This is a genomic window from Streptomyces sp. NPDC051109 (assembly GCF_044455885.1).
Classification (GTDB): domain Bacteria; phylum Actinomycetota; class Actinomycetes; order Streptomycetales; family Streptomycetaceae; genus Streptomyces.
In genome coordinates, this window is record NZ_JBITFF010000019.1 from 80247 (window position 1) to 107055 (window position 26809).

The 26809-nt window shown below is 73.9% G+C and carries 28 protein-coding genes and 1 riboswitch; of the genes, 12 read left to right on the plus strand and 16 right to left on the minus strand.

The genetic code is table 11. The features are described from left to right. Positions 1-104: 104 nt before the first annotated feature. On the minus strand, positions 105-1535 hold the full coding sequence (gene cobC / locus ACIBAD_RS28755) for an Rv2231c family pyridoxal phosphate-dependent protein CobC (protein ID WP_398909448.1): 1431 nt from the start codon (positions 1533-1535) through the stop codon (positions 105-107). An 86-nt stretch (positions 1536-1621) separates the two neighbouring features. Between cobC and ACIBAD_RS28760 the strand changes: the two genes are divergently transcribed. Next, positions 1622-2347, plus strand: coding sequence for a ZIP family metal transporter (locus ACIBAD_RS28760; RefSeq protein ID WP_134074917.1), 726 nt, complete (start codon positions 1622-1624; stop codon positions 2345-2347). 2 nt (positions 2348-2349) lie between these two features. On the opposite strand, the gene ACIBAD_RS28765 is transcribed toward ACIBAD_RS28760, so the two are convergent. The 7 genes from ACIBAD_RS28765 to ACIBAD_RS28795 all read right to left on the minus strand — a co-directional run bounded on the left by ACIBAD_RS28765 (position 2350) and on the right by ACIBAD_RS28795 (position 10899). Beyond that, positions 2350-3771, minus strand: coding sequence for a cobyrinate a,c-diamide synthase (locus ACIBAD_RS28765; protein WP_134074916.1), 1422 nt, complete (start codon positions 3769-3771; stop codon positions 2350-2352). After that, on the minus strand, positions 3765-4364 hold the full coding sequence (gene cobO, locus ACIBAD_RS28770; protein ID WP_054222705.1) for a cob(I)yrinic acid a,c-diamide adenosyltransferase: 600 nt from the start codon (positions 4362-4364) through the stop codon (positions 3765-3767). The genes ACIBAD_RS28765 and cobO overlap by 7 nt, the downstream gene beginning before the upstream one ends. Further along, positions 4364-6508 (minus strand): putative cobaltochelatase, encoded by a 2145-nt coding sequence (locus ACIBAD_RS28775; RefSeq protein WP_134074915.1) that lies wholly within the window; start codon positions 6506-6508, stop codon positions 4364-4366. The genes cobO and ACIBAD_RS28775 overlap by 1 nt, the downstream gene beginning before the upstream one ends. 61 nt (positions 6509-6569) lie before the next feature. Next, positions 6570-8090, minus strand: a complete 1521-nt coding sequence (locus ACIBAD_RS28780; protein ID WP_398909451.1) for a cobyric acid synthase — start codon at positions 8088-8090, stop codon at positions 6570-6572. Then, a complete protein-coding gene (locus tag ACIBAD_RS28785) occupies positions 8087-9046 on the minus strand; it encodes a cobalamin biosynthesis protein (protein WP_134074913.1) in 960 nt (319 codons plus the stop codon). Before ACIBAD_RS28785 ends, ACIBAD_RS28780 begins: the two co-directional genes overlap by 4 nt. 57 nt (positions 9047-9103) lie before the next feature. After that, positions 9104-9194, minus strand: a riboswitch (cobalamin riboswitch). A 171-nt stretch (positions 9195-9365) separates the two neighbouring features. Further along, positions 9366-9587 (minus strand): hypothetical protein, encoded by a 222-nt coding sequence (locus ACIBAD_RS28790; RefSeq protein ID WP_134074912.1) that lies wholly within the window; start codon positions 9585-9587, stop codon positions 9366-9368. A 28-nt stretch (positions 9588-9615) separates the two neighbouring features. After that, the gene (locus ACIBAD_RS28795) at positions 9616-10899 is read right to left on the minus strand and encodes an inorganic phosphate transporter (protein ID WP_134074911.1); all 1284 of its coding nucleotides are present in this window, start codon (positions 10897-10899) and stop codon (positions 9616-9618) included. A 355-nt stretch (positions 10900-11254) separates the two neighbouring features. On the opposite strand from ACIBAD_RS28795, the gene ACIBAD_RS28800 reads away from it, so the two are divergent. Then, positions 11255-12385: an alpha/beta hydrolase family protein gene (locus ACIBAD_RS28800; protein WP_398909454.1), complete on the plus strand. Its 1131-nt coding sequence runs from the start codon at positions 11255-11257 to the stop codon at positions 12383-12385. Positions 12386-12501: 116 nt separating this feature from the next. After that, positions 12502-13971: a hypothetical protein gene (locus ACIBAD_RS28805; RefSeq protein WP_398909456.1), complete on the plus strand. Its 1470-nt coding sequence runs from the start codon at positions 12502-12504 to the stop codon at positions 13969-13971. 39 nt (positions 13972-14010) lie between these two features. On the opposite strand, the gene ACIBAD_RS28810 is transcribed toward ACIBAD_RS28805, so the two are convergent. Then, entirely contained in the window at positions 14011-14406 is a 396-nt protein-coding gene (locus ACIBAD_RS28810; RefSeq protein ID WP_134074909.1) for a VOC family protein, read from the minus strand. Between the two features lie 60 nt (positions 14407-14466). Next, entirely contained in the window at positions 14467-15357 is an 891-nt protein-coding gene (locus tag ACIBAD_RS28815) for a neutral zinc metallopeptidase (protein WP_134074908.1), read from the minus strand. 265 nt (positions 15358-15622) lie between these two features. Here ACIBAD_RS28815 and ACIBAD_RS28820 point away from each other — a divergent pair, with 265 nt between their 5' ends. The 3 genes from ACIBAD_RS28820 (at position 15623) to ACIBAD_RS28830 (ending at position 18738) form a co-directional block, all read left to right on the plus strand. Then, complete coding sequence (locus ACIBAD_RS28820; protein WP_134074907.1) at positions 15623-17221, plus strand: ABC-F family ATP-binding cassette domain-containing protein; 1599 nt, start codon at positions 15623-15625, stop codon at positions 17219-17221. Between the two features lie 353 nt (positions 17222-17574). Beyond that, positions 17575-17796 carry a helix-turn-helix domain-containing protein gene (locus ACIBAD_RS28825; protein WP_030163146.1) on the plus strand — a complete coding sequence of 74 codons (222 nt, stop codon included), beginning with the start codon at positions 17575-17577 and terminating at the stop codon, positions 17794-17796. Positions 17797-17958: 162 nt separating this feature from the next. Continuing rightward, complete coding sequence (locus ACIBAD_RS28830) at positions 17959-18738, plus strand: enoyl-CoA hydratase/isomerase family protein (RefSeq protein ID WP_398909459.1); 780 nt, start codon at positions 17959-17961, stop codon at positions 18736-18738. Between the two features lie 2 nt (positions 18739-18740). Here the strand turns inward: ACIBAD_RS28830 and ACIBAD_RS28835 are convergent, their stop codons facing one another. Next, entirely contained in the window at positions 18741-19694 is a 954-nt protein-coding gene (locus ACIBAD_RS28835) for a zinc-binding dehydrogenase (protein ID WP_134074905.1), read from the minus strand. Positions 19695-19882: 188 nt separating this feature from the next. Here ACIBAD_RS28835 and ACIBAD_RS28840 point away from each other — a divergent pair, with 188 nt between their 5' ends. The 5 genes from ACIBAD_RS28840 to amaP are packed head-to-tail and all read left to right on the plus strand — an operon-like array spanning position 19883 to position 22116. Then, the gene (locus tag ACIBAD_RS28840) at positions 19883-20314 is read left to right on the plus strand and encodes an Asp23/Gls24 family envelope stress response protein (protein ID WP_134074904.1); all 432 of its coding nucleotides are present in this window, start codon (positions 19883-19885) and stop codon (positions 20312-20314) included. 10 nt (positions 20315-20324) lie between these two features. Beyond that, positions 20325-20507, plus strand: a complete 183-nt coding sequence (locus tag ACIBAD_RS28845; protein ID WP_134074903.1) for a hypothetical protein — start codon at positions 20325-20327, stop codon at positions 20505-20507. 7 nt (positions 20508-20514) lie between these two features. Then, positions 20515-20919, plus strand: a complete 405-nt coding sequence (locus ACIBAD_RS28850) for a hypothetical protein (protein WP_398909462.1) — start codon at positions 20515-20517, stop codon at positions 20917-20919. After that, positions 20916-21524 (plus strand): DUF6286 domain-containing protein, encoded by a 609-nt coding sequence (locus ACIBAD_RS28855; protein WP_134074901.1) that lies wholly within the window; start codon positions 20916-20918, stop codon positions 21522-21524. Before ACIBAD_RS28850 ends, ACIBAD_RS28855 begins: the two co-directional genes overlap by 4 nt. 4 nt (positions 21525-21528) lie before the next feature. Next, complete coding sequence (gene amaP / locus ACIBAD_RS28860; RefSeq protein WP_134074900.1) at positions 21529-22116, plus strand: alkaline shock response membrane anchor protein AmaP; 588 nt, start codon at positions 21529-21531, stop codon at positions 22114-22116. A 49-nt stretch (positions 22117-22165) separates the two neighbouring features. On the opposite strand, the gene ACIBAD_RS28865 is transcribed toward amaP, so the two are convergent. From ACIBAD_RS28865 to ACIBAD_RS28885, 5 genes are all read right to left on the minus strand, one after another. Further along, on the minus strand, positions 22166-22921 hold the full coding sequence (locus tag ACIBAD_RS28865; protein ID WP_398909464.1) for an SDR family oxidoreductase: 756 nt from the start codon (positions 22919-22921) through the stop codon (positions 22166-22168). Positions 22922-22931: 10 nt separating this feature from the next. Next, positions 22932-23726, minus strand: coding sequence for an SURF1 family protein (locus ACIBAD_RS28870; RefSeq protein ID WP_134074898.1), 795 nt, complete (start codon positions 23724-23726; stop codon positions 22932-22934). A gap of 129 nt (positions 23727-23855) precedes the next feature. Then, positions 23856-24089 carry a hypothetical protein gene (locus tag ACIBAD_RS28875; protein ID WP_078613516.1) on the minus strand — a complete coding sequence of 78 codons (234 nt, stop codon included), beginning with the start codon at positions 24087-24089 and terminating at the stop codon, positions 23856-23858. A gap of 64 nt (positions 24090-24153) precedes the next feature. Next, a complete protein-coding gene (locus tag ACIBAD_RS28880; protein WP_134075758.1) occupies positions 24154-25131 on the minus strand; it encodes a DEDDh family exonuclease in 978 nt (325 codons plus the stop codon). Between the two features lie 75 nt (positions 25132-25206). Further along, the gene (locus tag ACIBAD_RS28885) at positions 25207-25869 is read right to left on the minus strand and encodes a TetR/AcrR family transcriptional regulator (protein ID WP_398909467.1); all 663 of its coding nucleotides are present in this window, start codon (positions 25867-25869) and stop codon (positions 25207-25209) included. A gap of 141 nt (positions 25870-26010) precedes the next feature. On the opposite strand from ACIBAD_RS28885, the gene ACIBAD_RS28890 reads away from it, so the two are divergent. Beyond that, positions 26011-26808, plus strand: a complete 798-nt coding sequence (locus tag ACIBAD_RS28890; RefSeq protein WP_398909469.1) for an acetoacetate decarboxylase family protein — start codon at positions 26011-26013, stop codon at positions 26806-26808. The last annotated feature ends 1 nt before the right edge of the window (position 26809 follow it).

A 26809-nucleotide genomic window follows, 5' to 3' on the forward strand; every position in this document is an offset into this window, starting at 1 on the left:
GCCAACGGAGCCGGAGCGTCCGGATAGCCCCGGCACCGCAGGTCAGGAGTGTGGGCCGCCCGCCGCAGGCGGGGCGGTTCGAGACCGACCGGACCGGCGGGCCGTCAGCGGGCGGTCAGCGCCAGGGCGTGGTCCAGGGCCTGCAGGAGGCGGCCCGTCGTGGCCCGGTCGCGGACGGCCAGCCGCAGCCAGGACTGGTCCAGGCCCGGGAAGGTGTCCCCGCGGCGGACCGCGAAGCCCAGGGCGCGCAGCCGGGTGCGGATCTCCGCGCCGCCCGCCACCCGGATCAGGACGAACGGCCCCTCCGCCACCCCCGACACGGTGATCTCCTCGAACTCCGCGAGCCCCGCCAGCAGATGCGCCCGGTCCACCGCCGTCTGCCGGGCCGCGGCCTCCGCCTCCGCCAGCGCCGCCGGGGCCACACAGGCCTCCGCCGCCACGAGGGCCGGCGTCGACACCGGCCACAGCGGCTGCGCCGCCGCCAGCTTCGCGATCACCTGCGGCTCGGCCAGGACGTAGCCGATCCGCAGACCCGCCAGCCCCCACGTCTTGGTCAGGCTCCGCAGCACCACGAGACCCGGCACGTCCGTCCGCCCGGCCAGCGCCTCCCGCTCACCCGGCACCGCGTCCATGAACGCCTCGTCCACGACCAGGATCCGGCCCGGCCGGGCCAGCGCCGTCAGCACCGCCGCCGGGTGCAGGACCGACGTCGGGTTGGTCGGGTTGCCGACCACCACCAGGTCCGCGTCCTCGGGCACCGCCTGCGGGTCCAGCCGGAACCCGTCCGCCGCCCGCAGCACCACCCGCTCCACCGTGTGCCCCGCATCGCGCAGCGCCGCCTCCGGCTCCGTGAACTGCGGGTGCACCACCACCGGCCGCTGTGCGCCCAGGGCCCGCGCGATCAGTACGAACGCCTCAGCGGCCCCCGCCGTCAACAGCACCCGATCGGCCGGCAGCCCGTGCCGGGCCGCCACCGCCGCGCGGGCCGCCCGCCCGTCGGGATACGCGGAGAGGGAGTCGAGCGAAGCCGCGATGCGCTGCTTGAGCCAGTCCGGCGGAGTGTGCGCCCGTACGTTGACCGCGAGGTCCACCAGCGCCCCGCCGTCGCCCCGCACCTCCGCGTCCCCGTGATGGCGCAGGTCGTGCGCCTGCGCCGTGGCCACGGCGCAGGTCGCCGCCACCGACCGGCGCTTCGGCACGAGCAGTTCCCCGCCGCCCGCCAGCGCCGCTGCCTCCGCCACCGAGGAGGTCCCGGCGGCATCGCGCACCGCGTCGGAGGGGTGCGGTACGGGGATGCCGGCCAACTCCTCGGCGGGATAGCTGATCAGGGGGACGCCGAAACGTTCCGCCGCACCCGTGATGCCCGCCTCGCCCGCCTTCGACTCCACCGTGGCCAGCGCTTTCACCGCCTCGGCGGTCAGCCCGGCGCCCCGGAGCGTCTCCTCGACGAGGGCGCAGACCTCCGCCACGGACACCCCCGCGCGTCCGCCGACCCCGACCACCAGCTGCGTCGCGTACTCGCCCACCGGGCTCATGCCCCCTCCGTAGTCGTCAATGGTTCGTGCGCCGCCGCCCGCGCGCACACGTGCGCACGGGGCGAGGAGTCGGTATTCAGGGGCACATGGCCGTGATCGTGGCGCTGGGCGCGTTCCTGATGACCCTGGCGGGCGGGTGGACGGCGCAACGCGTCACCGACCGCCGCCACCTCGTGCTGGGCCTCGCCGGCGGGCTGATGCTCGGCGTCGTCGGCCTCGACCTGCTGCCGGAGTCGCTGCACGCGGCCGGCCGCAAGGTGTTCGGGGTCCCGCTCGCCCTGCTGCTCTTCGTGGCCGGGTTCCTGATCGCGCACGTCGTGGAACGCCTGCTGGCGGTACGGCAGGCTGCGCACGGCGCCGAGAACGGGGGCCGCGTCCCCGAGGTCGGGCTGACGGCCGCCTCGGCGATGGTCGGCCACAGCTTCGCCGACGGCGTGGCCCTGGGCGCGGCCTTCCAGGTCGGCGGCGGGATGGGCGTGGCCGTGTCGCTGGCCGTCATCACGCACGACTTCGCCGACGGGTTCAACACGTACACGCTCACCCGGCTGTACGGGAACGCCCGCCGCAAGGCGCTGATGATGCTCTTCGCGGACGCGGCGGCCCCCGTGCTGGGCGCGGTGTCCACTCTGCTGTTCACCCTTCCGGAGGAACCGCTGGGGGCGTACCTCGGCTTCTTCGGCGGAGCCCTGCTGTACCTCGCGGCCGCCGAGATCCTGCCGGAGGCGCACCACAAGCACCCCGCCCTGTCCACGCTGATGTGCACGGTGGGCGGGGTGGCCGGCATCTGGCTGGTGGTGGGCCTCGCGGACTGAACTCACCTGGACCGCGCCGCGGCTTCCGCGAACCGGAGGGCCACGGAGGGCTCCGCCGCCCAGTGCGTGTGCAGGTAGCTGGCGTGCACGCCCTGCTGTACGAAGCCCTCGACCCGGCGTTCGGGATGCGTGAAGCCCCATGCGGGGGCGGCGCCGGCACCGGGCTCGACCACCGTGCGGTGGAACTCGTGGCCGCGCAGCCGGGTACCGGTGGCGGCGAGGGCGCTGTCCGACACCGCGACGGCCTCGCGGTAGCCGAGGGTCAGCCGCTCCGACATGCGCGCGTCGGCGTCGAGCACCCCGCACATGGGCTTGCCGTCCAGGGTTCGGGCGAGGTACAGCAGCCCGGCGCACTCGGCGGCGACGGGCCCGCCGGCCGCGGCGAAACCCGCGACGGCCTCGCGGAGCGGCGCGTTGGCGGCGAGCTCGGGGGCGTACACCTCGGGGAACCCGCCGCCGATCACCAGACCGGTGGTCGCGTCGGGCAGGGCCTCGTCCCGGAGCGGGTCGAAGGTGACGACCTCCGCCCCGGCGGCGGTGAGCAGCTCGGCGTGCTCGGCGTACGAGAACGTGAACGCCGGCCCGCCCGCGACGGCGACGACGGGCGCGGCGCCGCCGCCCCCGGGCCCCGGGGCCCCGAACGCCGGCGGAGCGGCCGGATTGTGCCCGGCGGCGCCGAACAGGGCCCGTTCAGGGGCCCAGGCTTCGCAGGCCAGCGGTGGCGCCGTCCGGGCCAGGGCCATCAGGGCCTCCAGATCGCAACCCGCCCGGACCTGGTCCGCCAGGGCGGCGACCGAGGACAGGGCGTCGGTACGCCGCTCGGCGACCGGGACCAGGCCCAGGTGCCGCGAGGGCGCAGCCACCTGCGGGGCCCGCCGCAGGACGCCGAGCACCGGCATCCCGGCCTCCTCCAGCGCCTCCCGCAGCATCGCCTCGTGCCGGTCGGACCCGACCTTGTTCAGGATCACGCCGCCCAGCCGCACCTGGGGGTCGAACGACGCGAAGCCGTGCACCAGCGCCGCCACCGAACGCGACTGGGACGAGGCGTCGACCACCAGCACCACGGGCGCCCGCAGCAGCTTCGCCACCTGCGCCGTCGACGCCAGCTCACCCCGCCCCGCGGCCCCGTCGTACAGGCCCATCACGCCCTCGACGATCGCGAGATCGCACCCCGCGGCCCCGTGCGCGAACAGCGGGGCGATCAGCTCCGGTCCGCACATGAACGCGTCCAGGTTGCGCCCCGGCCGGCCCGTGGCCAGCGCGTGGTAGCCGGGGTCGATGTAGTCGGGCCCGGCCTTGTGCGGGGACACGGCGAGGCCGCGCTCCGAGAAGGCCGCCATCAGGCCCGTGGCGACGGTGGTCTTGCCGCTGCCGGAGGACGGCGCGGCGATGACCAGCCGGGGGATGTGGAGCGACGTCACCACTCGATGCCCTTCTGGCCCTTCTGGCCGGCGTCCATCGGGTGCTTGACCTTGGTCATCTCCGTGACCAGGTCCGCGAACTCCACCAGCTTCTCCGGCGCGTTGCGCCCCGTGATCACCACGTGCTGGGTGCCGGGACGGTTCCGCAGCACCTCGATGACCTCGTCGACGTCGATCCACCCCCAGTGCATCGGGTACGCGAACTCGTCCAGCACGTACAGCTTGTGCGTCTCGGCGGCCAGGTCGCGCTTGACCTGCTCCCAACCCTCCTTGGCCGCCTGCTCGTTGTCGAGCTGCGCGTCCCGCTGGACCCAGGACCAGCCCTCGCCCATCTTGTGCCAGACGACCGAGCCGCCCTCGCCGGAGGCGCCGAGCACCTTGAGCGCGTTCTCCTCGCCGACCTTCCACTTCGCCGACTTGACGAACTGGAACACCCCGATCGGCCAGCCCTGGTTCCAGGCGCGCAGCGCCAGCCCGAAGGCCGCCGTCGACTTGCCCTTGCCCGGGCCGGTGTGGACGAAGACGAGCGGGCGGTTGCGGCGCTGGCGCGTCGTGAGTCCGTCGTCCGGAACGACGGTCGGCTGTCCCTGCGGCATTACGCGGCCCTCCTGGAGGTGTGGGATGACTGAGAGGTCACTGACGTACGTACGTTCTTCACGAGCCCGGCCAGCGAGTCGGCCCGCAGCCCGTCGAGCGTGACGGCGGGACCGCCGAGGTCGCCGGCCAGTACGCCGGCCAGCCCCAGCCGCACCGGCCCCGACTCGCAGTCCACGACCACCGACGCGATGCCCTCGGCCTGGAGTAGCCGGGCGCTGCGGCCCGCGAGCTCACGCGGGTCCCCGCCGGCGGAACCGGCCGATCCGGTCGAACCGGCCGAGGTGGCCCGCCCGTCGGTGACGACCACGAGCAGCGGGCGGCGGCTGGGATCGCGCAGCCGCTCGATCCGCAGCACCTCGTGGGCCTTGAGCAGGCCGGCGGCGAGCGGGGTGCGCCCGCCCGTCGGCAGCCGTTCGAGCCGGGCCGCGGCCGCGTCCACCGAGGAGGTGGGCGGCAGCGCGAGCTCGGCGGCGGCGCCCCGGAAGGTGATCAGACCGACCTTGTCCCGGCGCTGGTAGGCGTCCAGCAGCAGCGAGAGCACCGCGCCCTTGACCGCGCTCATGCGCTGCCGGGCCGCCATCGAGCCGGAGGCGTCGACCACGAACAGGACCAGGTTGCCCTCGCGGCCCTCCCGAGTGGCCTGGCGCAGGTCGTCCTTGCGGACGACGAGCCCGGGCCCGCTGCGCCCGCGCGCCTTCTGGTGCGGGGCGGCGGCCTGGACGGTCGCGGCGAGGTGCAGCTTCGTCAGCTGGCCGCGGGGGCGCTGGGCGCCGGTGGTCCGGCCGTGCGCGGTGCGGGCGCGCGAACGCCGCCCGGACGCGCCCTCGCCGAGGCCGGGCACGCTGAGCATCTTGGTCCGGAACGGCTCGGCGGCCCGTACCGCGGCTTGCTCGGGCGGGGTGCCGTCCTGGGACGCGGGCTCGCGGTCGGGGGCCTCCGGTGCGTCCGGGGCCGACGGGGCCGGGTCATCGTGTGCCCCGGGTGCCTCCGGGGCCTCGGGCGCCTCGGGTCCGCCCTGCGGGGGGACCCCGCCGCCCCCGCCGTCCGGGCCGCCGTCCTCCGGGCCGCCGTCTTGCGGACCGCCGTCGTCCGGGCCCTCGGGCTCCGGGTCGGGCTCGTGCTCCGGCTCCTCGTCGGGGAAGCGGTCCAGGATCTCGTCGAGCTTGTCCTCGTCGAGCCCCGGGGCGTCGAAGGGGTTGCGGCGGCGCCGGTGCGGGAGCGCCAGCAGAGCGGCCTGCCGCACGTCCTCCTTGCGGACCTCGCTCCGTCCGGCCCAGGCGGCCAGCGCGGTCGCGGTGCGGGCCATCACGATGTCGGCGCGCATGCCGTCGACCTCGAAGCCGGCGCAGGTCGCGGCGATCTGGAGCAGGGAGGCGTCGCCGAGGCGGACCTGGGGGAGCAGGGCGCGGGCGGCCACGACGCGGGCGCGGACGTCCTGCTCGTCACCGGCCCAGCGGGTCGCGAAGGCGGCCGGGTCGTCCTCGTACGCGAGCCGGCGGCGCACCACCTCGACGCGCTGGGCGGGCTCGCGGGAGGCCGCCACCTCGACGGTGAGCCCGAACCGGTCGAGGAGCTGCGGGCGGAGCTCGCCCTCCTCGGGGTTCATGGTGCCGACGAGCAGGAAGCGCGCCGCGTGCCGTACGGAGACGCCCTCGCGCTCGACGTAGGAGGCGCCCATCGCCGCGGCGTCGAGGAGGAGGTCGATGAGGTGGTCGTGGAGGAGGTTGACCTCGTCGACGTACAGGATCCCGCGGTGCGCGTCGGCGAGCAGGCCGGGCTCGAAGGCCTTCACGCCCTCGGAGAGGGCCCGTTCGATGTCGAGGGCGCCGACGAGCCGGTCCTCGGAGGCGCCGACGGGCAGCTCGACCATGCGCGCGGGGCGGGCGGCCCCGGCGCCGGGGCCGTGCGGGCCGTCGGGACAGGCCGGATCGGGGGCGGCGGGGGCGCAGGAGAAACGGCAGCCGGGGATGACGTCGACCTGCGGCAGCAGCGCGGACAGCGCGCGGACGGCGGTGGACTTCGCGGTCCCCTTCTCGCCGCGCACGAGTACGCCGCCGACCGCCGGGCTCACGGCGTTGAGCAGGAGCGCCAGCCGCAGGTCGCTCTGGCCGACCACTGCGGTGAACGGGTAGGGCGTGCTCATGCGGTGCCTCTCTCTGTGCGGATGTGCGGGCGCGGGCTGTTGCGGACGCGGGCGGCCGCCGTCACGGCGCGCCCGGGGGGAGGAACGGGAGGCCCGCGGGGGCGCCGCCCTCGATCAGGCGGAGCAGGGCATCGGTGTCCGCGTGGTCGGCGATCAGGTCGCCCAACAGGTCCAGCTGCTCCTCCCGGAGTCTGGAGAAGGACGTGTCGGGGGAAGGGACGAAGCGGCGGCCCGACGCGGAGGCCACCTCGCGCAGGAACGCCCGGCGGAAGCCGTCCGACTCCAGCGATCCGTGCCAGTGCGTGCCCCACACCGAGCCGACCCGGCAGCCGTCGAGGAACGGCTCCCCGCCCAGGACCTCGGCCACCCCGTGGTGGATCTCGTACCCGGCGACCTCCTCGCCGAGCGCGGTCCCGGAAGGCCGGGCCAGGGTCTTCTCCCGCTCGAAGCGGATCCGCACCGGCAGCAGGCCCAGCCCGTCCACCGAGCCCGCCCGCGACTCGACCTCGTCCTCGATGTGCTCGCCGAGCACCTGGAAGCCGCCGCAGACGCCCAGCACCGGCCGGCCCTCCGCGGCCCGCCGCAGCAGCGCGTCCGCGAGGCCGCGCTCGCGCAGCCACTCCAGGGCCTTCACCGTGCCGCGCGTGCCCGGCACCACCACCAGGTCAGCGTCGACCAGTTCCTCGGCCCGGTCCACGAACCGCACGACCACGCCCGGCTCGGCCGCCAGCGCGTCGACGTCCGTGAAGTTCGACATCAGCGGCACCGCGCACACCGCGACCCGCAGTACGTCCTCGCCGACCGGCGGGGCCACGACCGACTCGCGCACCGCGCCCCGCAGGGAGACCCGGAGCCCGTCCTCCTCGTCGATGCCCAGGCCGTGCCGGAACGGGAGGACGCCGTACGTTCCGCGCCCGGTCAGGGAGCGCAGCATCTCCATGCCGGGCTCCAGCAGCGACACGTCGCCGCGGAACTTGTTGACCATGTATCCGGCGATCAGCGACTGGTCCTGCGGCGACAGCAGCGCCGTCGTCCCGAAGAACGAGGCGAAGACCCCGCCCCGGTCGATGTCGCCGACCACGACCACCGGGAACCACGCGGCCCGCGCGATGCCCATGTTCACGATGTCGGTCCGGCGCAGGTTGATCTCGGCCGGACTGCCCGCCCCCTCGCAGATCACGGCGTCATACGTGCCCCGCAGCTGCTCCAGGCAGTCCGTGACGACCCCGAGAAGCTGCTCCTGCCGCCCTCCGTGGTAGCCGCGGGCGCTCATCTCACCGACCGGCTTGCCCAACAGCACCACCTGGCTGCTGCGGTCGCTGCCGGGCTTGAGCAGCACCGGGTTCATCAGTGCCGTCGGCTCCACGCGCGCCGCTTGCGCCTGCATCGCCTGAGCGCGCCCGATCTCGGCGCCCTCGCGCGTCACGAACGAGTTCAGCGACATGTTCTGCGCCTTGAACGGCGCCACCTTCACGCCCTGCCGGGCCAGCCAGCGGCAGATGCCCGCCGTGACCACGCTCTTGCCCGCGTCCGATGTCGTGCCCGCGACGAGGAGTCCCCCGCCGAGCTTCCCGCCGCTCATCCGCGCCCCTTCCGTATGCCGTACGACACCGCACCGCGCAGTGCCACACACGCCCCCAGCGCCAGCCACGTCACCTGACGCGACAGCCGCACCGCGCGTTCGATGTCCGCGACCTGAACCGGCCGCCCCGCCCCGCCGTTCAGCACGGCCCGGTGCTCGACCCGCCCCCCGTACGCCAGGGTGCCCCCCAGCCGTACGCCGAGGGCCCCGGCGAAGGAGGCCTCCACGGGCCCGGCGTTCGGGCTCGGGTGCGAGGCGGCGTCCGCCCGCCAGGCCCGTACGGCTCCCCGTCGGTCGGGACCGGCCAGTACGGCGGCCAGGGCGGTCAGCCGGGCGCCCGGCCAGCCCGCGAGGTCGTCGAGCCGGGCCGAGGCCCAGCCGTAGCGCAGGTAGCGCGGCGACTTGTGGCCGACCATCGCGTCCAGGGTGTTCACGGCGCGGAAGGCCAGCAGCCCCGGGACACCGGCGGCGGCGCCCCACACCAGGGCCCCGACGACGGCGTCGGAGGTGTTCTCGGCGACCGATTCCACGACGGCGCGGGCCATCTGCTGCTCGTCCAGGGCCTGCGGATCGCGCCCGCACAGGTGCGGCAGCCGCTCGCGGGCCACTTCGGCGTCCCCGGCGGCGAGCGCCCCGCCGATGGCGCGGGCCTCCCGGCCCAGCGAGGTACCGCCGACGACGGCCCAGGTGGCCGCGGCGGTCAGGGCTATACGGGCGGCCGCGGGCCGGGAGCGCACGGCGCGGGCGCCCAGCGCGCCGACGGCGGCCGCGCCCCCGGCGCACAGGAGGGTGTGTACGACGCCCCGGCCGCGGTCGTCGCGCCACAGGGCGCGCTCGACGGCGGCGGCGGCTCGTCCGAAGGCGGCCACGGGATGCCCTCGGCGCGGATCACCGAGGATCCGGTCGCCGATCAGGCCCGCCGTGGCGCCGTACGCGAAGACGCGGTCGGCACGCATGGTGCAGGTATGTCCTCACTCAGGGTCCGCGCCCTGGTTCGACGTGTCCGGCGGTGGGAGTTCCTGGCTCCCGGGGCGCACGGCTCACGTGCCGCGTGCTCCCGGTGACAGTGGCGGGACCGCGCCGGATTCGCACCGGACTTCCTCTCCATGCCGCCGTATTGGCTCGGGCAGTCCACCACGCACCGCGAACGCCCGTCAACTCGCCGTTGACCTGCGGCGAGGCAGGTCACAGACACAGGCCGCAGACATACGAAAGCTCCCCCCGGGAAACCCGGAGGGAGCTTTGGCACGCCGTGCCCTGATCGGTCGGACCAGGTCAGCTGATGATCAGGTAGATCCCGTACCCCACGGCCGCCGCGACGAGCGCGAAGCAGGCGTACGCGCCGCTGCGGGCGAGGGTGGCGGCGCCGCCCCGCTCGGTGGCGGCCTCGTGCTTGGAGAGGCCCACCAGGCCCAGGGTGAACAGGGCCACGAGGGCGACGGTGGCGGAGAGGCTGACCCCGAAGACGGAGCCGAGTGCTGCCCAGTCGATCTTCATACTGCGGATTCCTCTGTCGTTCTCGGGGTCAGACCGCGGCGGCGGGAGCCGCCGGCGTGGTCGGAGCGGCCGCCGGGATGGTGGCCTTCAGCGCCTCGTCGGTGACCGCGGCGGTCGTACCGGCAGCGGCCTCCGCGGCGGCCGCGGTCGGCGGGACGGTGACGGCGGCCATGGCCGTGGTGACGACACCCGGCTCCTCGGCCGAGGCCGGCTGCGCGTCGTTGACGTTGCTGTGGTCGACGACCTGGCGGCGCGAGACGGCCCAGATGGCGACGCAGGAGGCGACCAGGAAGAGCGCGACGGCGGCGACGCCGACATCACCGGTGCGCATGACCAGCTCGGCGCCGGAGGCGACGACGGCCGCGGCCGGCAGGGTCAGGCCCCACGCGATGAACATGCGGGTGGCAGTGGACCAGCGGACCACGCCGCCCTTGCGGCCCAGGCCCGCACCCATGACGGCGCCGGAGCACGCGTGGGTGGTGGAGAGGGAGAAGCCGAGGGTGGAGGAGGCCAGGATGACGCTCGCGGCCGAGGTCTGGGCGGCGAAGCCCTGCTGCGGCTGGAGGTCGGTGAGGCCGCTGCCCATGGTGCGGATGATGCGCCAGCCGCCCAGGGAGGTGCCCAGGGCGATGGCCAGGCCGGCGGAGACGATGACCCAGACCGGCGGGTTGGCGCCGGAGTCCAGGGCGCCGCCGGCGATGAGCGCCAGGGTGATGATGCCCATCGTCTTCTGCGCGTCGTTGGTGCCGTGCGCGAGGGAGACGAGACCGGCCGAGGCGATCTGCCCGGCCCGGTAGCCCTTGGTGGCGGTCTTGCCGCCGACCTTGCCGCCGAGCTTGTACGTGACCTTGGCGGCCAGCATCGAGGCCACACCGGCCACGATCGGCGCCGCGACCGCGGGGAGCAGCACCTTGCTGACGAGCGTGCCGCCGTTGACGGCGCCGAGGCCGGCTGAGGCGACGGCCGCGCCGACCAGGCCGCCCATCAGCGCGTGGGAGGAGCTGGAGGGGAGTCCGACCAGCCAGGTGACGAGGTTCCAGAGGATCGCGCCGACCAGGGCCGCGAAGATCACTTCTGGCTGGATGCCCTCCTCGTTGACCAGGCCCTTGGAGATCGTCTTGGCGACCTCCACGGACATGAACGCGCCGACGAGGTTGAGCACGGCGGACATGGCCACCGCCGTCTTGGGCTTGAGGGCGCCGGTCGAGATGGTGGTGGCCATCGCGTTGGCCGTGTCGTGGAAACCGTTCGTGAAGTCGAACACGAGAGCGGTGATGATCACGATCCCGAGGAGAAGCGTTATGTGCTCCATTTACCCAGGCTTCTGTTTGACGTCAGTGGCTCGGCGACCGTAGGCAACCTGGATGAACGGAAGGTGAACTGGCTCCGGCGGAGCGGTGTACTGGCCCGTCGTGCCATCGGGACCTTCATCCCCATTTTGTGGCTGATACGGCGATTGATGCACGTCAACGCCCGGTAACCCGGCGGCTCCGGAAGGGGTCGGAGGCCCTTTGGCCCGCTCCGGAAGGGCTCGGGGGGAGACGTAGATCACGTGCGGCCTACGGGCCCGCCGGACCTGCCCGCCGTTCCTTCCCGCCCCCGTCCGGCCGCAATCGGAGCATTCCGCTCCAGTGGCCCGCCGGCCCTCCCGCCCCGACACTGGAGCCGTGCCTTCCGCCACAGTGACGGCCGCGGCCGTCGCGACCACTCTCGTCGGGGCCGGCGCCGCCGCGGTCGCGGCCGGCCGGTTCGCCGCCGACGCCGCCCTGCGGCACGAGCCCGGCCGCCCGCTGCCCGGCGGGCCGCGGCTCAGCGTCCACTCCAGCGGCTCCGGGCGGATCACGCTGACCCGCTCGCTCGCCTCCCTGCGCCCCGGTACGTACGGACTGTCCGCCCCCGGGGTGCACGCCGTGGTCGGGCCCGTCCTCGACGGGGTCGGCCACGGCCCGGACGCCGTCGTGCGCCGGCTCCTCGCCGTCACCCACGGCAGCCTCGACCCCGGCACCCGGGTCACCCTCACCCCCGAGGTCCACGTCGGGAACCCCCGTACGGCCCTCGGGCTCGACCACGCCGACGTGGACGTCCCCGGCGAGCTCGGCGGGCTGCCCGCCTGGTTCGTGCCCGCCGGCCGCGACACCTGGGTGATCACCGTGCACGGGCTCGGCGCCGGCCGCGAGCACCCGATGGTGGTCATGCCGTTCCTGCACCGCCAGCGGATGCCCGTCCTCGACCTCGCCTACCGCGGCGACCTCGGGGCCCCCGCGTCACCGGACGGTCTCGGCCACCTCGGTGAATCGGAATGGCGGGACGTGGACGCCGCCATCCGCTACGCCGTGCGCTACGGCGCCCGGCGGGTCGTCCTGCACGGCTGGTCCACCGGGGCCGCCATGGCCTTGCGCGCCGCGGAGCGCTCGGCGCTCGCCGACCGGATCTCCGGGCTCGTACTGGACTCGCCGGTGCTCGACTGGCACACGACCCTGCGCGCGCTCATCGCCGCCCGCCGCACCCCGGCTCCGCTGGTCCCGCTCGCGGTGCGGGCCGCCGAGGGGCGCGCCGGGCTGCGCGCCGACCGGGCGGCGCCCGGATCGGACCCCGCGGCGCTGCGCGTCCCGGTCCTGATCTTCCACGGCCCGGACGACACGCTCGCCCCCTGGGAGCCCTCGCGCCGGCTCGCCGCCGCCCGCCCCGACCTGGTCACGCTGCGGACCGTCCGCGAAGCCCCGCACGGGGCCATGTGGAACGCGGATCCGGCCGGATACGAGGAGGCCCTGAGGCGCTTCCTCACCCCTCTTATGTGAAGGCCGTGTGCCGGACGGGACGGGGAGGGGTCATTCTCCCGGTATGTCCACCGCCGACTGCTGATAATGGCTGGTTCCGTTTGGGCTTTCGGCCGGTGACGGGCGAGACTGCTTCCGTGACGTCCCGAAAGCCTGATGAGCAGTTGGCTCGCGACTCCAGACTCCGACTCGTCTCCCCGCGTTCCGTCGCCGCGGCCCGCAAGGCGGTGACCGATCGACGCGCCCGTCCCGCTTCCCGGCCCCCGGCGGGCACCCCGGCCACGGCCGAACTCGCGACACGGGCCCGGGCCTCGCTGGCCGACGCGGTACGGCTCGCCCGCTGGGCCGAGCTCAACCTCGGTGCCGGGGACGGGGGCAGGCCCGCCCCGGCGGGAGCGCTGCCCACCGCCGACGTCGAACGCGCCGCCGGTGAACTGAACCTGACACACGGACAGATCCGGGTCGGATGGGACCGCGCCCGGCTCGCGGGCCTCGTCGAGGTGCACGGCGGCCATGCCCGGCCCGGCTGGCGGCTGCGCGCCTGGGACCGCGACGACACCGCCGTACTGCGCGGCTGGGTCGCCCTGTTCGACGCCTGGTCGCTGGTCCACCCGGCCCCCGCCGACATCGCTCCCGCGGTCGTCGCGGAGGTGGTCGAGGCGATGCCCCAACTGCTCTCCCTGCTCCAGCTGTCCGCCGGCCCCGTGACCGTTCCGGACCTGCTGGACCTGCTCGGGCAGCGGGTCACCGAACTGCGCGACGAGCGCTGCGAGATCCCGTACGACGTCCCCGCGCGCGAGACCGGGCCGGCCGACGGGACACCGGCCACCGCCTCGGCGGCCGACCCCGAGCCGGCCCCCGAGGCCGGCGGCCACAGCGCACCCGTCCCGCTCGTGCGGCTGCTGCGCTGGGCGCTCGGCGGACTCGCCGCCGTCGACGCCGTCACCCTCGGCCCGGCGCAGGCCGCCCTCACCCCGCTCGGCAGTTGGGCCGTCTGGGTCAAGCTCGAACAGATCTGCGTCGCCGCGCAGAGCCCCGCCGGGAACATCGAGCAGTCCGCCGCCGCGATGCTGCACGGCTGCGCCCGCCTCACCCCCGGACCGGCCCGCGCCGAGTACCGGGCCTGGCTCGCCGCCCGGCCCGTCGGCCACGCCGTCAGCGAACTGCTGCACGCCGCCCGAGGCGAGGACGCCCTGCTCCGCGGGCTCGCCTTCGAGGCCCTGCGCGTCGTCGGCGCCCCCGCCGAACCCGAGGTGCGCGCCGCCGTCCGCGACGCGGCCCTGCGGCCCTACGCCCTGCTCTGGCTCGCCGAGCACGACGGGGTCGATCCCGACGAGGCGCAGGACGTGCTCACCGCCGAGGAGACGACCTGGCTCTGGGTGGACACGGCCGCCGCCATCGCCGACCACGGCGAGGCGGACCTGCTGGCGCGCCACCTCGACTCGGCCGTGCGGACCACCGTCCCGCGGCTGCTGGACGAGGTCCGCGCGGTCGGCCATCCGCGCACCGTCCAGGTCCTGGTCGCCCTGGCGGCCGCGCATCCGGATCCGGCCCTGGCCAAGGCGGTCCGCCGGGCCGCCTTCCAGGTCCACACCGGCGGCGCGTAGCGCCCGCGGCGGTCCGTGCGGGCGAACGCGCCGCGGGTCTCAGACCTGCGGCGCGTACGTCCCGAAGCTCCAGATGTTGCCCTCGGCGTCCCTGGCCATGTAGTCGCGGGAGCCGTAGTCCTGGTCGGTGGGCTCCATCAGGACCTCCACGCCGTGCTCCGCGGCCCGCCGGTGATGGGCGTCCACGTCGTCGACCACCACGTAGACCCCCACGGGCCCGCCGTCCCCCACGGACTTGTCGAAGACGCTGCCGGAGCCCTTGCTGCCCAGCATCACCAGGCCGTTGCCGTACGCCAGCTCCGCGTGCATCACCGAGCCGTCCTCGCCCTCGTACACCGCGATCTGACTGAAGCCGAAGGCCTCGGTCAGCATCTTGATGGCCGCCTTCGCGTCGCGATAGCGCAGTGTGGGACAGATGGACGGAACGCCTGCCATGACGACCACTCCCTCTCGTGACGGTGACCTGCGTCACAGCATGGCAGGCGTCGCCGACAGTCAGCGGAAGGTGTTGCACTGGGCCATGTCGCCCGTGCGGTACCCCTGGTAGAGCCACTGCTGGCGCTGCCGGGCCGAGCCGTGCGTCCAGGTCTCCGGGGTGACCCGGCCCTGGACCTTCTCCTGGATCCTGTCGTCGCCGACCACGGCCGCGGCGTCCAGGCCGTCCTTGATGTCCTGGTCGGTCAGGCTGGTGAGCAGCGGCCGGCCCGTGGACTCGTCCGGGGTCCTCGTCGCGTTGTGCGCCCACACCCCGGCGTAGCAGTCGGCCTGCAGCTCGACCCTGACCGCGTTGCTGTTCGCGCCCTGCTGCCCGTCCCGGGCCTTCTGCAGGGTCCCGGTCAGGTTCTGGATGTGGTGCCCGTACTCGTGCGCGACGACGTAGGCCTGGGCGAAGGGGCCGCCGCTCGCGCCGAACTTCGTCCGCAGCTCCTCGAAGAAGCCCAGGTCCAGGTAGACCCGCCGGTCGGCGGGGCAGTAGAAGGGGCCGACCGCCGCGGTGGCGGTCCCGCAGGCGGTGTTCACGCGGCCGGTGAACAAGACGGTCGACGCCGGGGTGTACCGGCCGCCGCGGCGGGTGAACTCGTCCTTCCAGAAGTCCTGCGTGCTGTTGACGACAGCGACCAGCCGGCAGTCCTCCCGCGTGTTCGCGTCCCGGCCGGTCCTGCAGCTCTGCTGTACCTCACTGGCGGACGAGGAGGTCGCCGCCGGCTCGGGGTCCCCCGAGGACAGCCCCAGCTGGTCCGGACCGACGCCGAAGATGAGCCCGAGGACCAGTGCGACGAGGCCCGCGATACCGCCGCCGATCGTCGCCCGCCCGCCCGGGACACGGCTGCCGCGCACGTCCTCGACCTCGGACGTGTCCAGATCGGCGTCGTCGTCGAACTGCATCGCGCACCGCCTCGATTCCCCGGGGCCGCCCCTGCGGCGAGTATCACCCGGTGGCGAGTATCACCCGGTCCATCCCGATACGCGGCCCGGCCCGCCGGGGCGATCCCTCCGCCGAGCGGGGGACCCGTCACGTGCCGGGCGCCCTCAAAACCGGTTGCGCACCCCCGGTAGAATGAATCCCATGGCAAATCTCCTCGCGGATTAGCGGCGTCGAAGCATCGCGTCCTGCCCCCCTTCCGCCGTCCCCCCGCCCTGGAGTATTTCCGTGATCACCGCCACCGGCATCGAGCTGCGCGCCGGCGCCCGCGTCCTCATCGAGTCCGCTTCCTTCCGCATCGCCAAGGGCGACCGCATCGGCCTGGTCGGCCGCAACGGAGCGGGCAAGACCACGCTCACCAAGTGCCTCGCCGGCGAGGGCCAGCCCGCAGGCGGGTCCATCGCCCGCTCGGGCGAGGTCGGCTACCTCCCGCAGGACCCGCGCACCGGTGACCTCGACGTCCTGGCCCGCGACCGGATCCTGTCCGCCCGCGGCCTCGACGTCCTGCTCAAGAAGATGCGCATGAACGAGGAGCGCATCGCCACCGGCTCCGGCGCCACCCGCGAGAAGGCGCTCAAGCAGTACGAGCGCCAGGAGACCGAGTTCCTCACCAAGGGCGGGTACGCCGCCGAGTCCGAGGCCGCGACCATCTCCGCCGCGCTCAGCCTGCCCGAGCGCGTCCTCGGCCAGCCGCTGCACACCCTCTCCGGTGGTCAGCGCCGCCGCGTCGAGCTCGCCCGGATCCTGTTCTCGGACGCCGACACCCTGCTCCTCGACGAGCCGACCAACCACCTCGACGCGGACTCGATCGTCTGGCTGCGCGACTACCTGAAGAACTACCGCGGCGGCTTCGTCGTGATCTCCCACGACGTCGACCTGGTCGAGACCGTCGTCAACAAGGTCTTCTACCTCGACGCCAACCGGTCCCAGATCGACATCTACAACATGGGCTGGAAGCTCTACCAGCAGCAGCGCGAGGCCGACGAGAAGCGCCGCAAGCGCGAGCGCCAAAACGCCGAGAAGAAGGCCGCGGCCCTGAACTCGCAGGCCGACAAGATGCGCGCCAAGGCGACCAAGACCGTCGCCGCGCAGAACATGGCCAAGCGCGCCGAGCGCCTGCTGTCGGGCCTCGAAGCGGTCCGCGTCTCCGACAAGGTCGCCAAGCTGCGCTTCCCGGACCCGGCGCCCTGCGGCAAGACCCCGCTGACCGCCGAGGGCCTGTCGAAGTCGTACGGCTCCCTGGAGATCTTCACCGACGTCGACCTGGCCATCGACAAGGGCTCCCGCGTCGTCATCCTGGGCCTCAACGGCGCCGGCAAGACCACGCTGCTGCGGCTGCTCGCGGGCGCCGAGAAGCCGGACACCGGCGAGGTCACCCCCGGCCACGGCCTCAAGCTCGGCTACTACGCCCAGGAGCACGAGACGCTCGACCCCGAGCGCACCGTCTTGGAGAACATGCGCTCGGCCGCGCCCGACCTGGACCTGGTCGCGGTACGCAAGACGCTCGGTTCCTTCCTCTTCTCCGGCGATGACGTGGACAAGCCGGCCGGGGTCCTCTCCGGCGGCGAGAAGACCCGTCTGGCCCTGGCCACGCTGGTCGTCTCCTCCGCGAACGTGCTGCTCCTCGACGAGCCCACCAACAACCTGGACCCGGCCAGCCGCGAGGAGATCCTGGGCGCGCTGCGCACGTACAAGGGCGCGGTCATCCTCGTCACGCACGACGAGGGCGCGGTCGAGGCGCTGGAGCCGGAGCGGATCATCCTGCTCCCGGACGGCGTCGAGGACCTGTGGGGCCCGGACTACCGGGACCTCGTCGCCCTCGCCTGATCCTCCCGGAGCCCGTGATCCAGTTCCTTATGGATCATTCGGCTCAGGCGTGATCCATCATCTGAGTGAGACGGTCTCGTACCCCTGCGCTCTGTACGACGGCCCTGGCCGTGCCCGTCCGGGTACGCCGCCGGGGCCGTCTTTTGCTTGCCTTTCGGCCCCTGACCTGGAGATTCCCGGTGAGGGTGGAGAAGTGTGACGGACGTCATGCAGCGGAAGAGCAGATTCCGTTCTGCTGATGTGTCCACGCCTCGGGAAATGTCGTCGTACCGACCTTGCTGAATGGGTGGCCAGGAAGCCGGGGAGGGGTGATCATGAGAAGTCCAGAGCGCACTTCCCATGAGGAGGCACGGGTGGCCGAGACTCTGAAGAAGGGCAGCCGGGTAACCGGCGCCGCGCGCGACAAGCTCGCGGCAGACCTGAAGAAGAAGTACGACTCCGGTGCGAGTATCCGTGCGCTGGCCGAGGAAACCGGCCGGTCCTACGGATTCGTCCACCGGATGCTCAGTGAGTCCGGAGTCATTCTGCGTGGTCGCGGTGGCGCGACGCGCGGCAAGAAGGCGGCTTCGGCCTGACCTCGATCCAGGCCGTCAGGCCCGGAGCCGGGGTGGATCACGCTCGCCTGCCCACACCGTAGTTCCTTCGGTGACCCCCGGTCGGCCGTCCGGCCGACCGGGTGGTTACTGTGCAGTCACTTAGGCCGGGATTGCGGCCGACTGCACACCGGAGGCACACCGATGGCTCTGCTCGACAAGGACGGCGTACGGCTCACCGTGGACGACTCGGTCGCGACGGTGACACTGACCAATCCGGCCAAGCGAAACGCCCAGTCCCCCGCGCTCTGGCGGGCGTTGGCGGAGGCCGGAAGGTCGTTGCCGGGCACCGTCCGGGTCGTGGTGCTGCGCGGTGAGGGCAAGTCCTTCTCCGCCGGGCTCGACCGGCAGGCGTTCACCCCCGAGGGTTTCGAGGGTGAGCCGTCCTTCCTCGATCTGGCGCGCGGTTCGGACGAGCTGCTCGGCTCCACCATCGCCGAGTACCAGGAGGCGTTCACCTGGTGGCGGCGCAACGACATCGTCTCCATCGCCGCCGTACAGGGCCATGCGATCGGCGCCGGCTTCCAGCTCGCGCTGGCGTGTGACCTACGCGTGGTCGCGGACGACGTGCAGTTCGCCATGCGCGAGACCAGCCTGGGTCTCGTGCCCGACCTGGCCGGGACGCAGCCGCTGACCTCCCTGGTCGGCTATGCCCGCGCGCTGGAGATCTGCGCGACGGGCCGCTTCGTGCACGCCGAGGAGGCGGAGCGGGTCGGTCTGGCCAACCTGGTCGTACCGGCCGATGAGCTCGACGCGGCGGTGCGGGACCTCACGACGGCCCTGCTGGCTCCGCCGCGCGATGCCGTCATCGAGACGAAGGCCCTGCTCCGCGACGCCGGATCGCGGCCCTACGACGCCCAGCGCTCGGCGGAGCGGGCCGCCCAGGCCCGCCGCCTGCGCGACCTGGCCGGCCTCTCCGACTGACCTCAGGGGATCAGGAGGGCTTTGCCCGGGATGGCACGCGCCTCGATGGCGCGATGGGCTTCCGCCGCTTCCGCGAGCGGGAACCTGCGTGCGATCACCGGGCGGAGCCGCCCGGCCGCCGCTTCGGCCAGGGCGGAGGCCGCCAGCCGGGTGATCTCCGCCGGCGGGAACTGGACCTCGGCGATCCCGCGCAGGGAGATCCCGCGCCGCTCCACCTCCGCCGGGTCCAGTGCGGTGAAGCCGCCGCTCGGCGCGCCGTGCGCCGAGACCCGCCCGCCGTCCCGGACCAGCCCGAAGCCGGCCAGGCCCAGCTCGCCGCCGACCCCGTCCAGCAGGACGTCCACCGGACCGCCGACCGCTTCGGTCCAGCCCGGCTGCGTGTAGTCCACCGCCCGGTCCGCGCCCAGCTCCCGGATCAGCGCGAGCTTCCGCCCGCCCCGCGCCGCCCCCACCACGTACGCCCCCGCCGCCACCGCGAACTGCACCAGCAGCGTCCCCATCCCGCCGGCCGCGCCCAGGATCAGCACCCGGTCGCCCGCCTTGATCCCGACGCCCCCGACGATGCCCGAACCGGTCACCCCGTCGTGCGCCAGGGCCGCCGCCTCCGCGGACTCCAGGCCGTCCGGGACCGGGACCAGCAGTTCCACCGGGACCAGGACCAGCTCCGCGTACGTCCCCTTCGTACCCGGGGCGGCCACCACCCGGCGGCCCCGCCAGTGCGGGTCCACCCCTTCGCCCACCGCGACGACCGTCCCCGCGGCCGCGCCGCCCGGCACGTACGGCGGGTGGATGCCGAAGGACTCGCCCCAGCCGCCGCGGATCTGGGTCTCCACGAAGATCGTGTCCACGGCCTCGGCGCGGACCACCACCTCGCCCGCCCCCGGGACCGGATCCGGCAGTTCCACCGGCAGCAGCACCTCCGGACCGCCGTACCCGTCCACCCGTATCGCCCGCATGGCGCTCCCCCTGTCCGAAAGCGGCCTCTCGGCCTTGATCACGTGCCCACTCTCCGACCTCAACCGCAGTTGAGGTCAAGCCGGTGGCGGGGATCCGTTCCCGGCCGACCGGAGTAGTCCCGGCGCGCCGCCGCGGTCGCGCGCTTACCGTGGATCGGAGTGAGTCCATCCGCGCGAAGGGACACGCGATGACCGAATCCACATCCGGGGGCGCCTCCCGCAATCCGGCCGACCGCGGCCGGACCACCATCTCGGACGGGGTGGTCGAGAAGATCGCCGGACTCGCCGCCCGCGAGGTGGTCGGCGTCCATGCCATGGGCAGCGGCACCGGCCTCTCCCGTACGTTCGGCGCCGTCCGCGACCGCGTCCCCGGCGGCGCGAAGTCCTCGGTCACCCGCGGGGTCAAGGCCGAGGTCGGCGAGGTGCAGACCGCCCTCGACCTGGAGATCGTCGTCGACTACGGCGTGTCGATCCGCGACGTGGCCCGGGCCGTCCGTGAGAACGTCATCTCGGCGGTCGAGCGGATGACCAGCCTGGAGGTCGTCGAGGTCAACATCGCGGTCAGCGACGTCAAGCTCCCCGATGAGCCCGACGAGGAGCCGGAGTCCCGGATCCAGTGAAGGAGCCCGCATGAGGATGGCGGTCGTCGGCCTCTTCGCCGGCATGGCGCTCGCGTTCGCCGGGTACTTCGGCGGGTTCGGGGCCTTCCTGCTGGTGGCGGCGCTCGGCGCCATCGGCTGTATCGTCGGCCGGTTCCTGGAGGGGGACCTGGAGCCCGGCGACTTCTTCCGCCCCCGCGACCGCGACAGGTGAGGCCCCGATGAGTACGCCACGGGCGACCCCGCAGCGGGTCCCTCCCGCCGAACGGGGAGCCACCCGGATCGCCGACCGGGTCGTCGCCAAGATCGCTGCCCAGGCCGCCCGGGAGGCGCTGGCCGCGCAGCCGGACGGGCAGCCCGACGGGGCCCGCCCGGCGGGCGGCGCCGCGCCGGCCGCCCCGCACGCCACCGTGACCGTGCACCACGACATCGCCCGGGTCCGGGTGAGCCTGGAACTCGCCTACCCCGCCGACCTCGCCGCCCGGTGCGCGGCCGTACGCCGCCAAGTGGTCCGCCGCGTCGAGGAGTGCGCCTCCATGGCCGTACCGGAGGTCGACATCGACATCGAGCACCTGCACTCCACGCACACCCGCACCGCCGCCGTACGGGACCGGAAGCTGCGGTGACGGCGCCCGCACCCGGCCGGGCGCCGGACCCCGATCGGGCGCCGGTTCCCGTCCGCGTCGCCCGGTTCCGCTCCGCCCGGCGTATTCCGGCCGCGCTGACGGCCCTGGCCGTACTCGGGGTGGCGGGCCTGTTCCTCTACGACCTCGCCGCCGTACGGGCCCACCGACCCGGCATGCAGTGGCGCCGCGAGCTGGTCCGCCAGCTGGAGGGGCGCACCCCCGCCGACCCGGAGGTGCTCATCGGCGCCGCGGTCCTCGCTCTGGCCGGGGCGGTGCTCCTGTTCCTCTCGCTGGCCCCCGGGCTCCGCGGGGTCCTGCAGATGCGGCCACCGGACCCGGACGCCGGGGTACGGGCCGGGCTCGGCCGGAAGGCGGCCGCGCAAGTGCTCCGGGACCGGGCCATGGAGGTGTCCGGGGTGCGGTCGGCGCGGGTCGCGGTGGGCCGGTCCCGTGTCGTGGTCCGGGCCGCCTCGCATTTCCGCGAGCTGGACGACGTACGGGCGGACCTGGAGGAGGTCCTGGCCCTCGGCATCGGGGAGCTGGGCCTCGCGCACCCGCCGCGGCCGCGGGTACGGGTCACCCGGGCCGCCGTCGGGAAGAGGTGACGCGATGCTGCTCGCAACGGTGAACCGGATCCTGCTCGGGATCATCGGCGTCGTGCTGCTGGCCGCCGGGGTGGCGGTGCTGACGCCGCTGTGGCCGCTCGGCGGCCGCCACGAGCCGCTGCTGAGCGCGGCGAACCGTGAGCGGTACTGGCATGCCGAGGGCTGGTGGTGGTGGGCGGTGCTCGCCGGGCTCGGGGTGTGCGTGGTGCTCGCGCTGTGGTGGCTGCTGGCGCAGCTGCGGCGCTCGCGGCTGCCCGCGGTGCTGGTGGACACCGGCGACGGGGCGTTCGCGGTGCTGCGCGGGCGGGCCCTGGAGGAGGCGGTGGCCGCGGAGGCGGGGGCGCTGGACGGGGTCGCCCGGTGCAGCGTCGTCCTGCGGGGCCGGCAGGGGAGGCAGGGCCGCCGGGGCCGGCGCACGGGCCCGAAGCTGCGGGTGGAGCTGGAACTGGAGCCGCACGCCGTCCCGGCCGATGCCCTGGCGGAGCTGGCCGGGCCGGTGCTGAGCCACGCCCGCCGGTCGGCGGGCCTGCCCGAACTGCCCGCGGAGGCCCGCCTCCGGATCACCTCCCACCGCGCCCGTCGCGTGACGTAGGCCGTCCCTTCCGGAGGACGGACGACCTGGGCCGGAGAGGGAGGTGCCGTCAGAAGCCGTGGCGGGAGCCGCCGTCGACCGGGAGCATGATGCCCGTCAGGTACGAGGCCGCGGGCGACAGCAGGAACGCCGCCGTGCGGCCGAACTCCTCCGGGGTGCCGTAGCGCCGCAGCGGAATGCCGGATTCGTTGGCCGTGCGGGCCGCCGCCGCATCGCCCGACAGGGCGTCGAGCTCGCGGACGCGGTCGGTGTCGATCCGGGCCGGGAGCAGTCCGACCACGCGGATGCCGCGCGGTCCGAGCTCCACCGAGAGGGACTTGGCGAAGCCCGCGAGCCCCGGCCGCAGGCCGTTGGAGATCGTCAGCCCCGGGATCGGCTCGTGGACCGAGCCCGACAGGACGAATCCGATGACCCCGCCCTCGCCCAGTTCGGCCGCCGCCGCACGGGCCAGGCGTACCGCGCCCAGGAAGACCGACTCGAAGGCCGCCGCCCACTGCTCGTCGGTGTTGCTCGCCGCCGAACCGGGGGCGGGGCCGCCGACGCTGATGAGGATGCCGTCGAGGCGGCCGAAGCGTTCCTTCGCGGTGGCGACGAGCGCGGCCGCCGACCGGGGGTCGGAGTTGTCCGCGGCGACGCCCACGGCGTTCGGGCCCAGGTAGGCCGCCGCCTCGGCGGCGCGGGCCTCGTCGCGGCCCGTCACGATCACCTTCGCGCCGTCCGCCGCCAGTTCGCGCGCGGAGGCGAAGCCCAGGCCGCGGGTGGCTCCGGTGACGATGTAGACACGGTCTTTCAGTCCAAGATCCATGCGCGACACGCTACGCCGTCGGCGCCGGCTCCCGCTCGGGGGTCGCGCCGGCCGCCGCGGCCGCCGCGCGGTCGCGCTTCTCGCGCCGTACGAGGACCAGCCAGCCGACCGGCACCGACGCGGCGAACAGCCACCACTGCACGGCGTACGCCATGTGCGGGCCGATCGAGTCGTGGTCGGGGTCGGCGACCGGTTCGGGCCTGCCGCCCGCCGGGACCGGAGCGGTGAGCTCCATGTAGCCGCCGAGGACGGGCTTGCCCAGGTACTCCGCCTGCTGGGCGCTGTTGATCAGCATCACCTGGCGGTCCGGCAGGCCCTTGCGGTCCTTGATGCCGCTGCCGCCGCTCGTCTCGTCGGCCTTCAGCCGCCCGGTGACGGTCACCTCGCCCGAGGGCGCGGCCGGCACGGGCGGGTACGCGCGCGGGTCGTCGCCGCCCGCCACCCAGCCGCGGTTGACCAGGACCACCCGGCCGTCGGCGAGCACCAGCGGGGTCAGGACGTGGAAGCCGACCTTGTCGTCGTTGTCGGTGCGCATCCGTACGACGACCTCGTGCGCGGTGTCGTAGGTACCGGTGGCGGTGACGGCACGCCAGAAGTCGGCCCGCGGGACCTGGTGGCCGGGGGAGGTCACCTCGGTCATCGGCACCGGCTTCGCGGACAGGTTCGCCGCGATCAGTTCGTTCTGCGCGACCCGGTGCTCATGGCGGTGGTACTGCCAGAACCCCAGCTTGATCATCGCGGGGATGAGGGCGAGGGCGATGAGGGTGAGGCACACCCATTGCCGGGTCAGCACAAAGCGGTACACGCCCACGACGGTACCCCCAGCCGAGAAGACCCCGGCGGCCGGGTGGCCGTCCGGGGTCGGGAGGAGGGACGGGGGGAGAGAAGGAGAGGGGGAGAGGAAGGGAGAGGGGGAGGCGGGACGAGGGGAGGGTCACACGCGGTCGACGATGCCCACCTTCCCCTCCGCGCGGGCGCAGTGCGCCCCGCAGAACCACTGGCCCTCGACCTCGACGCCCTGCCCGATGATCTGCACCCGGCAGTGTTCGCAGATGGGCGCCATGCGGTGGATGGCGCAGGAGAAGCAGTCGAAGACGTGCACGCTGCCCTGCGCGTGCACCTCGAAGGACATGCCGTAATCGTTTCCGCAGACCTCACAACGTGCCATGCGCCACAGGGTGGGACCGGACGGGCGGGACGGGAAAGCGGCTGCCGGGCGAGTCGCCCGACGCTCACCCGTCTGCCGCAGCCACGTCCCGCAGGAGTTGGGTGAAGGCCGCCTCGTCGACCACCGGCGTACCGAAGGACTTCGCCTTGACGGTCTTGGAGGTGGCCGAGTCGGGGTCGTTCGTCACGAGCAGGCTCGTGAGCCGCGACACACTCGTCGCGACGTGCAGCCCCGCCTCGACCGCCCGGTCCTCCAGCAGCTCCCGGTCCACCGAGGTGTCACCCGAGAAGGCGATCCGCATGCCCTGCTTCAGCGGCTTTCCGTCCTCGAAGCGGCCCGGGTTGGGGTGCGGGCACGGCGGCCGCTTGCGCGAGGGCCGCCAGCTGTTGCTCCCGTACGAGGCCTGCTGGCCGATCCGCGGGGTGACGGGGGAGTCCGACCACTCCGTCAGCGGCCGGCACTCCAGCAGGGGCAGCCGCACGCCGTCCCGCGCCGCGGCGTGCAGCGACGGGCGGAACGCCTCCGCGAGCACGCGGGCGTCGTCGAGCGCGTGGTGGGCGCGCTGCTGGACCACGCCGAAGTGCGCGGCGAGCGACTCCAGCTTGTGGTTGGGCAGCGGGAGGTTGAGCTCCTTCGAGAGGGCGATGGTGCACAGCCGCTGACGGACCGGCGCGGTCTCGGCGGCCCGCGCGTACTCCCGGGCGATCATCTGCCAGTCGAACATGGCGTTGTGCGCGACGAGCACCCGGTCCGCGAGCCGGCCCGCGAACTCCTCGGCGATGTCCTTGAAGAGGGGCGCGTCCTGGAGCATGTCGCTGGTCAGTCCGTGGATCCAGACCGGGCCCGGGTCCCGCTGAGGGTTGACCAGGGTGTACCAGTGGTCCTCGACATTGCCCTGAGCGTCGAGCCGGTAGACGGCGGCGGAGATTATCCGGTCGTCGCGAGCGAGCCCGGTCGTCTCCACGTCGACGACCGCGTACCCCTCGGGGTACGCGGTCGGCCACGTCGTCTCTGCGGTCGTACGGTCGTCGAGCATGGTCACAGAGGATATCGGCACGGACTGACACCCGGTGCCCGATGGTCCGGCCGGCCCGAGGGCGGTGGCCGGCAAAGGGATTCAGGGCCGGGGCGGGTCCGCCGGTGCCAGCAGAGAGCGGACGAGGGCGCGGACGGAGAGCAGGAACAGGCGTTCCGGGTCGGCCGGGCGGGCGAGGGCGCGGGCGAGGTCCGGGTCGTCGGGAGCGGCTGCGGGGGTCCCCCCGGCGGCGCCGGGGGGAGGGTCCCAGAGGTCGCTCTCGGCGGGGGACTGGGCGGGGGAGCGCTCGCGGTTGCGCTCCACGAGGAGGTAGCCGACGATCTGGAACTGGACGGCGCGCACGGCGTCCGCGGCCCGCGCTCCGCGCAGCCCGGCCGCGTGCACCTCGTGGACCAGGGCCTGCTGGGCGGGCAGGAACATCCGCTCGGTGAGCCCGCGTTCGTGGACCATCGCGATCAGGTGCGGCCGCTCGCGCAGTTCGCGGCGCAGGATCCGGGCCACGGACAGGATCCGCTCGACCGGGGTGCGGCCGGCCGGCCGGATCGCGCCCATCTCCTGGACGGTCCGCTCGACGAGGGCGTCGAGCAGCGATTCGCGGTTGCCGACGTGCCAGTAGATGGAGGTCACCGCCGTGCCCAGCTCGGCGGCGAGTTTGCGCATGGTGAGGGCGGCCGGGCCGTGCTGCTTGACCAGGGAGGCGGCCGCCGCCAGTACCTCGTCACGGGTGAGCGTGGCTCTGGCCATGGCCGTCTCCCGCCAATCCGTCGGATCCAGTAAATCTGTCGGGCCGTCAGTTCCCTGTGTGCAGGGGTCTTTACCCTTCATCGCCCGCGGTGTAACTGTGTTACAGAACCGATCCGCTCAAGGCGAGGGATGGTGCGAGAGATGACACGCGTACGGTACGGAGCGCGCACCGAGGCCGAGATCACGGCGTCGCGCGAGAAGAGTTCCCGGCTCCCCGACATCTGGTCCACCGGAGTGGTGGCGGTCTGGGAGAGCGACCCGGACGTGGTGGCGGCGGTCCTGCCGCCACCGCTCAAGCCCGCCGAGCGGCCCCTCGTACGGGCCAACATCAGCAAGGTCGACCTGCCCGGCTACCCCCTCGGCGCCGGCTCGGTCGCCGTCGCCGCGCAGCACGACGGGGTCGAGGGCTGGTACCCGCTGGTCATGCCCATGACCCACGAGCGGGCCCTGATCGGCGGCCGCGAGGTCTTCGGCGAGCCGAAGAAGCTGGGCGAGGTCGACGTCGAGCGCGAGGGCCTCGTCGTACGGGCCTCCCTGGCCCGGCACGGGATCGCGTTCGTGGAGGTGCGCGGGGCGGTGGACCGTGAACTGCCGCTGCCCGAGCCCGCCGCCAAGACCGACTTCTACTTCAAGTTCCTGCCGGCGGTGGACGGTTCCGGCTTCGACGCCGACCCGGTGCTCGTGCACGTCACCCGCAACGAGAAGGTCCGCAGGCTGGAGCACATCACCGGCGACGTGGTCCTGCGCGAGTCGATGTTCGACCCCGTCGCCGACCTCCCCGTACGCCGGATCGTGGAGATCACCATCGGCGAGAAGACCACCGACCAGAAGGGCCGCGTCGTCGAGCGGGTCAGTGCCCGCGCCCTCCTCCCGTACGTCCACCAGCGCTACGACGACCCGATGCAGATCCTCGACGGCCCGCCCGAGGGGAGCGTGTGAC

What these genes read in the sequence shown, in the direction of transcription:
- ACIBAD_RS28835 (WP_134074905.1), bottom strand. Translation starts at nt 19,694, where the DNA reads ATGCGGGCGATACGGGTGGACGGGTACGGCGGTCCGGAGGTGCTGCTG.
- ACIBAD_RS28810 (WP_134074909.1), bottom strand. Translation starts at nt 14,406, where the DNA reads ATGGCAGGCGTTCCGTCCATCTGTCCCACACTGCGCTATCGCGACGCG.
- ACIBAD_RS28815 (WP_134074908.1), bottom strand. Translation starts at nt 15,357, where the DNA reads ATGCAGTTCGACGACGACGCCGATCTGGACACGTCCGAGGTCGAGGAC.
- ACIBAD_RS28775 (WP_134074915.1), bottom strand. Translation starts at nt 6,508, where the DNA reads ATGAGCACGCCCTACCCGTTCACCGCAGTGGTCGGCCAGAGCGACCTG.
- ACIBAD_RS28830 (WP_398909459.1), top strand. Translation starts at nt 17,959, where the DNA reads ATGGCTCTGCTCGACAAGGACGGCGTACGGCTCACCGTGGACGACTCG.
- ACIBAD_RS28850 (WP_398909462.1), top strand. Translation starts at nt 20,515, where the DNA reads ATGAGTACGCCACGGGCGACCCCGCAGCGGGTCCCTCCCGCCGAACGG.
- ACIBAD_RS28795 (WP_134074911.1), bottom strand. Translation starts at nt 10,899, where the DNA reads ATGGAGCACATAACGCTTCTCCTCGGGATCGTGATCATCACCGCTCTC.
- ACIBAD_RS28885 (WP_398909467.1), bottom strand. Translation starts at nt 25,869, where the DNA reads ATGGCCAGAGCCACGCTCACCCGTGACGAGGTACTGGCGGCGGCCGCC.
- ACIBAD_RS28890 (WP_398909469.1), top strand. Translation starts at nt 26,011, where the DNA reads ATGACACGCGTACGGTACGGAGCGCGCACCGAGGCCGAGATCACGGCG.
- amaP (WP_134074900.1), top strand. Translation starts at nt 21,529, where the DNA reads ATGCTGCTCGCAACGGTGAACCGGATCCTGCTCGGGATCATCGGCGTC.
- ACIBAD_RS28790 (WP_134074912.1), bottom strand. Translation starts at nt 9,587, where the DNA reads ATGAAGATCGACTGGGCAGCACTCGGCTCCGTCTTCGGGGTCAGCCTC.
- ACIBAD_RS28785 (WP_134074913.1), bottom strand. Translation starts at nt 9,046, where the DNA reads ATGCGTGCCGACCGCGTCTTCGCGTACGGCGCCACGGCGGGCCTGATC.
- ACIBAD_RS28845 (WP_134074903.1), top strand. Translation starts at nt 20,325, where the DNA reads ATGAGGATGGCGGTCGTCGGCCTCTTCGCCGGCATGGCGCTCGCGTTC.
- ACIBAD_RS28840 (WP_134074904.1), top strand. Translation starts at nt 19,883, where the DNA reads ATGACCGAATCCACATCCGGGGGCGCCTCCCGCAATCCGGCCGACCGC.
- ACIBAD_RS28865 (WP_398909464.1), bottom strand. Translation starts at nt 22,921, where the DNA reads ATGGATCTTGGACTGAAAGACCGTGTCTACATCGTCACCGGAGCCACC.
- ACIBAD_RS28760 (WP_134074917.1), top strand. Translation starts at nt 1,622, where the DNA reads ATGGCCGTGATCGTGGCGCTGGGCGCGTTCCTGATGACCCTGGCGGGC.
- cobC (WP_398909448.1), bottom strand. Translation starts at nt 1,535, where the DNA reads ATGAGCCCGGTGGGCGAGTACGCGACGCAGCTGGTGGTCGGGGTCGGC.
- cobO (WP_054222705.1), bottom strand. Translation starts at nt 4,364, where the DNA reads ATGCCGCAGGGACAGCCGACCGTCGTTCCGGACGACGGACTCACGACG.
- ACIBAD_RS28780 (WP_398909451.1), bottom strand. Translation starts at nt 8,090, where the DNA reads ATGAGCGGCGGGAAGCTCGGCGGGGGACTCCTCGTCGCGGGCACGACA.
- ACIBAD_RS28875 (WP_078613516.1), bottom strand. Translation starts at nt 24,089, where the DNA reads ATGGCACGTTGTGAGGTCTGCGGAAACGATTACGGCATGTCCTTCGAG.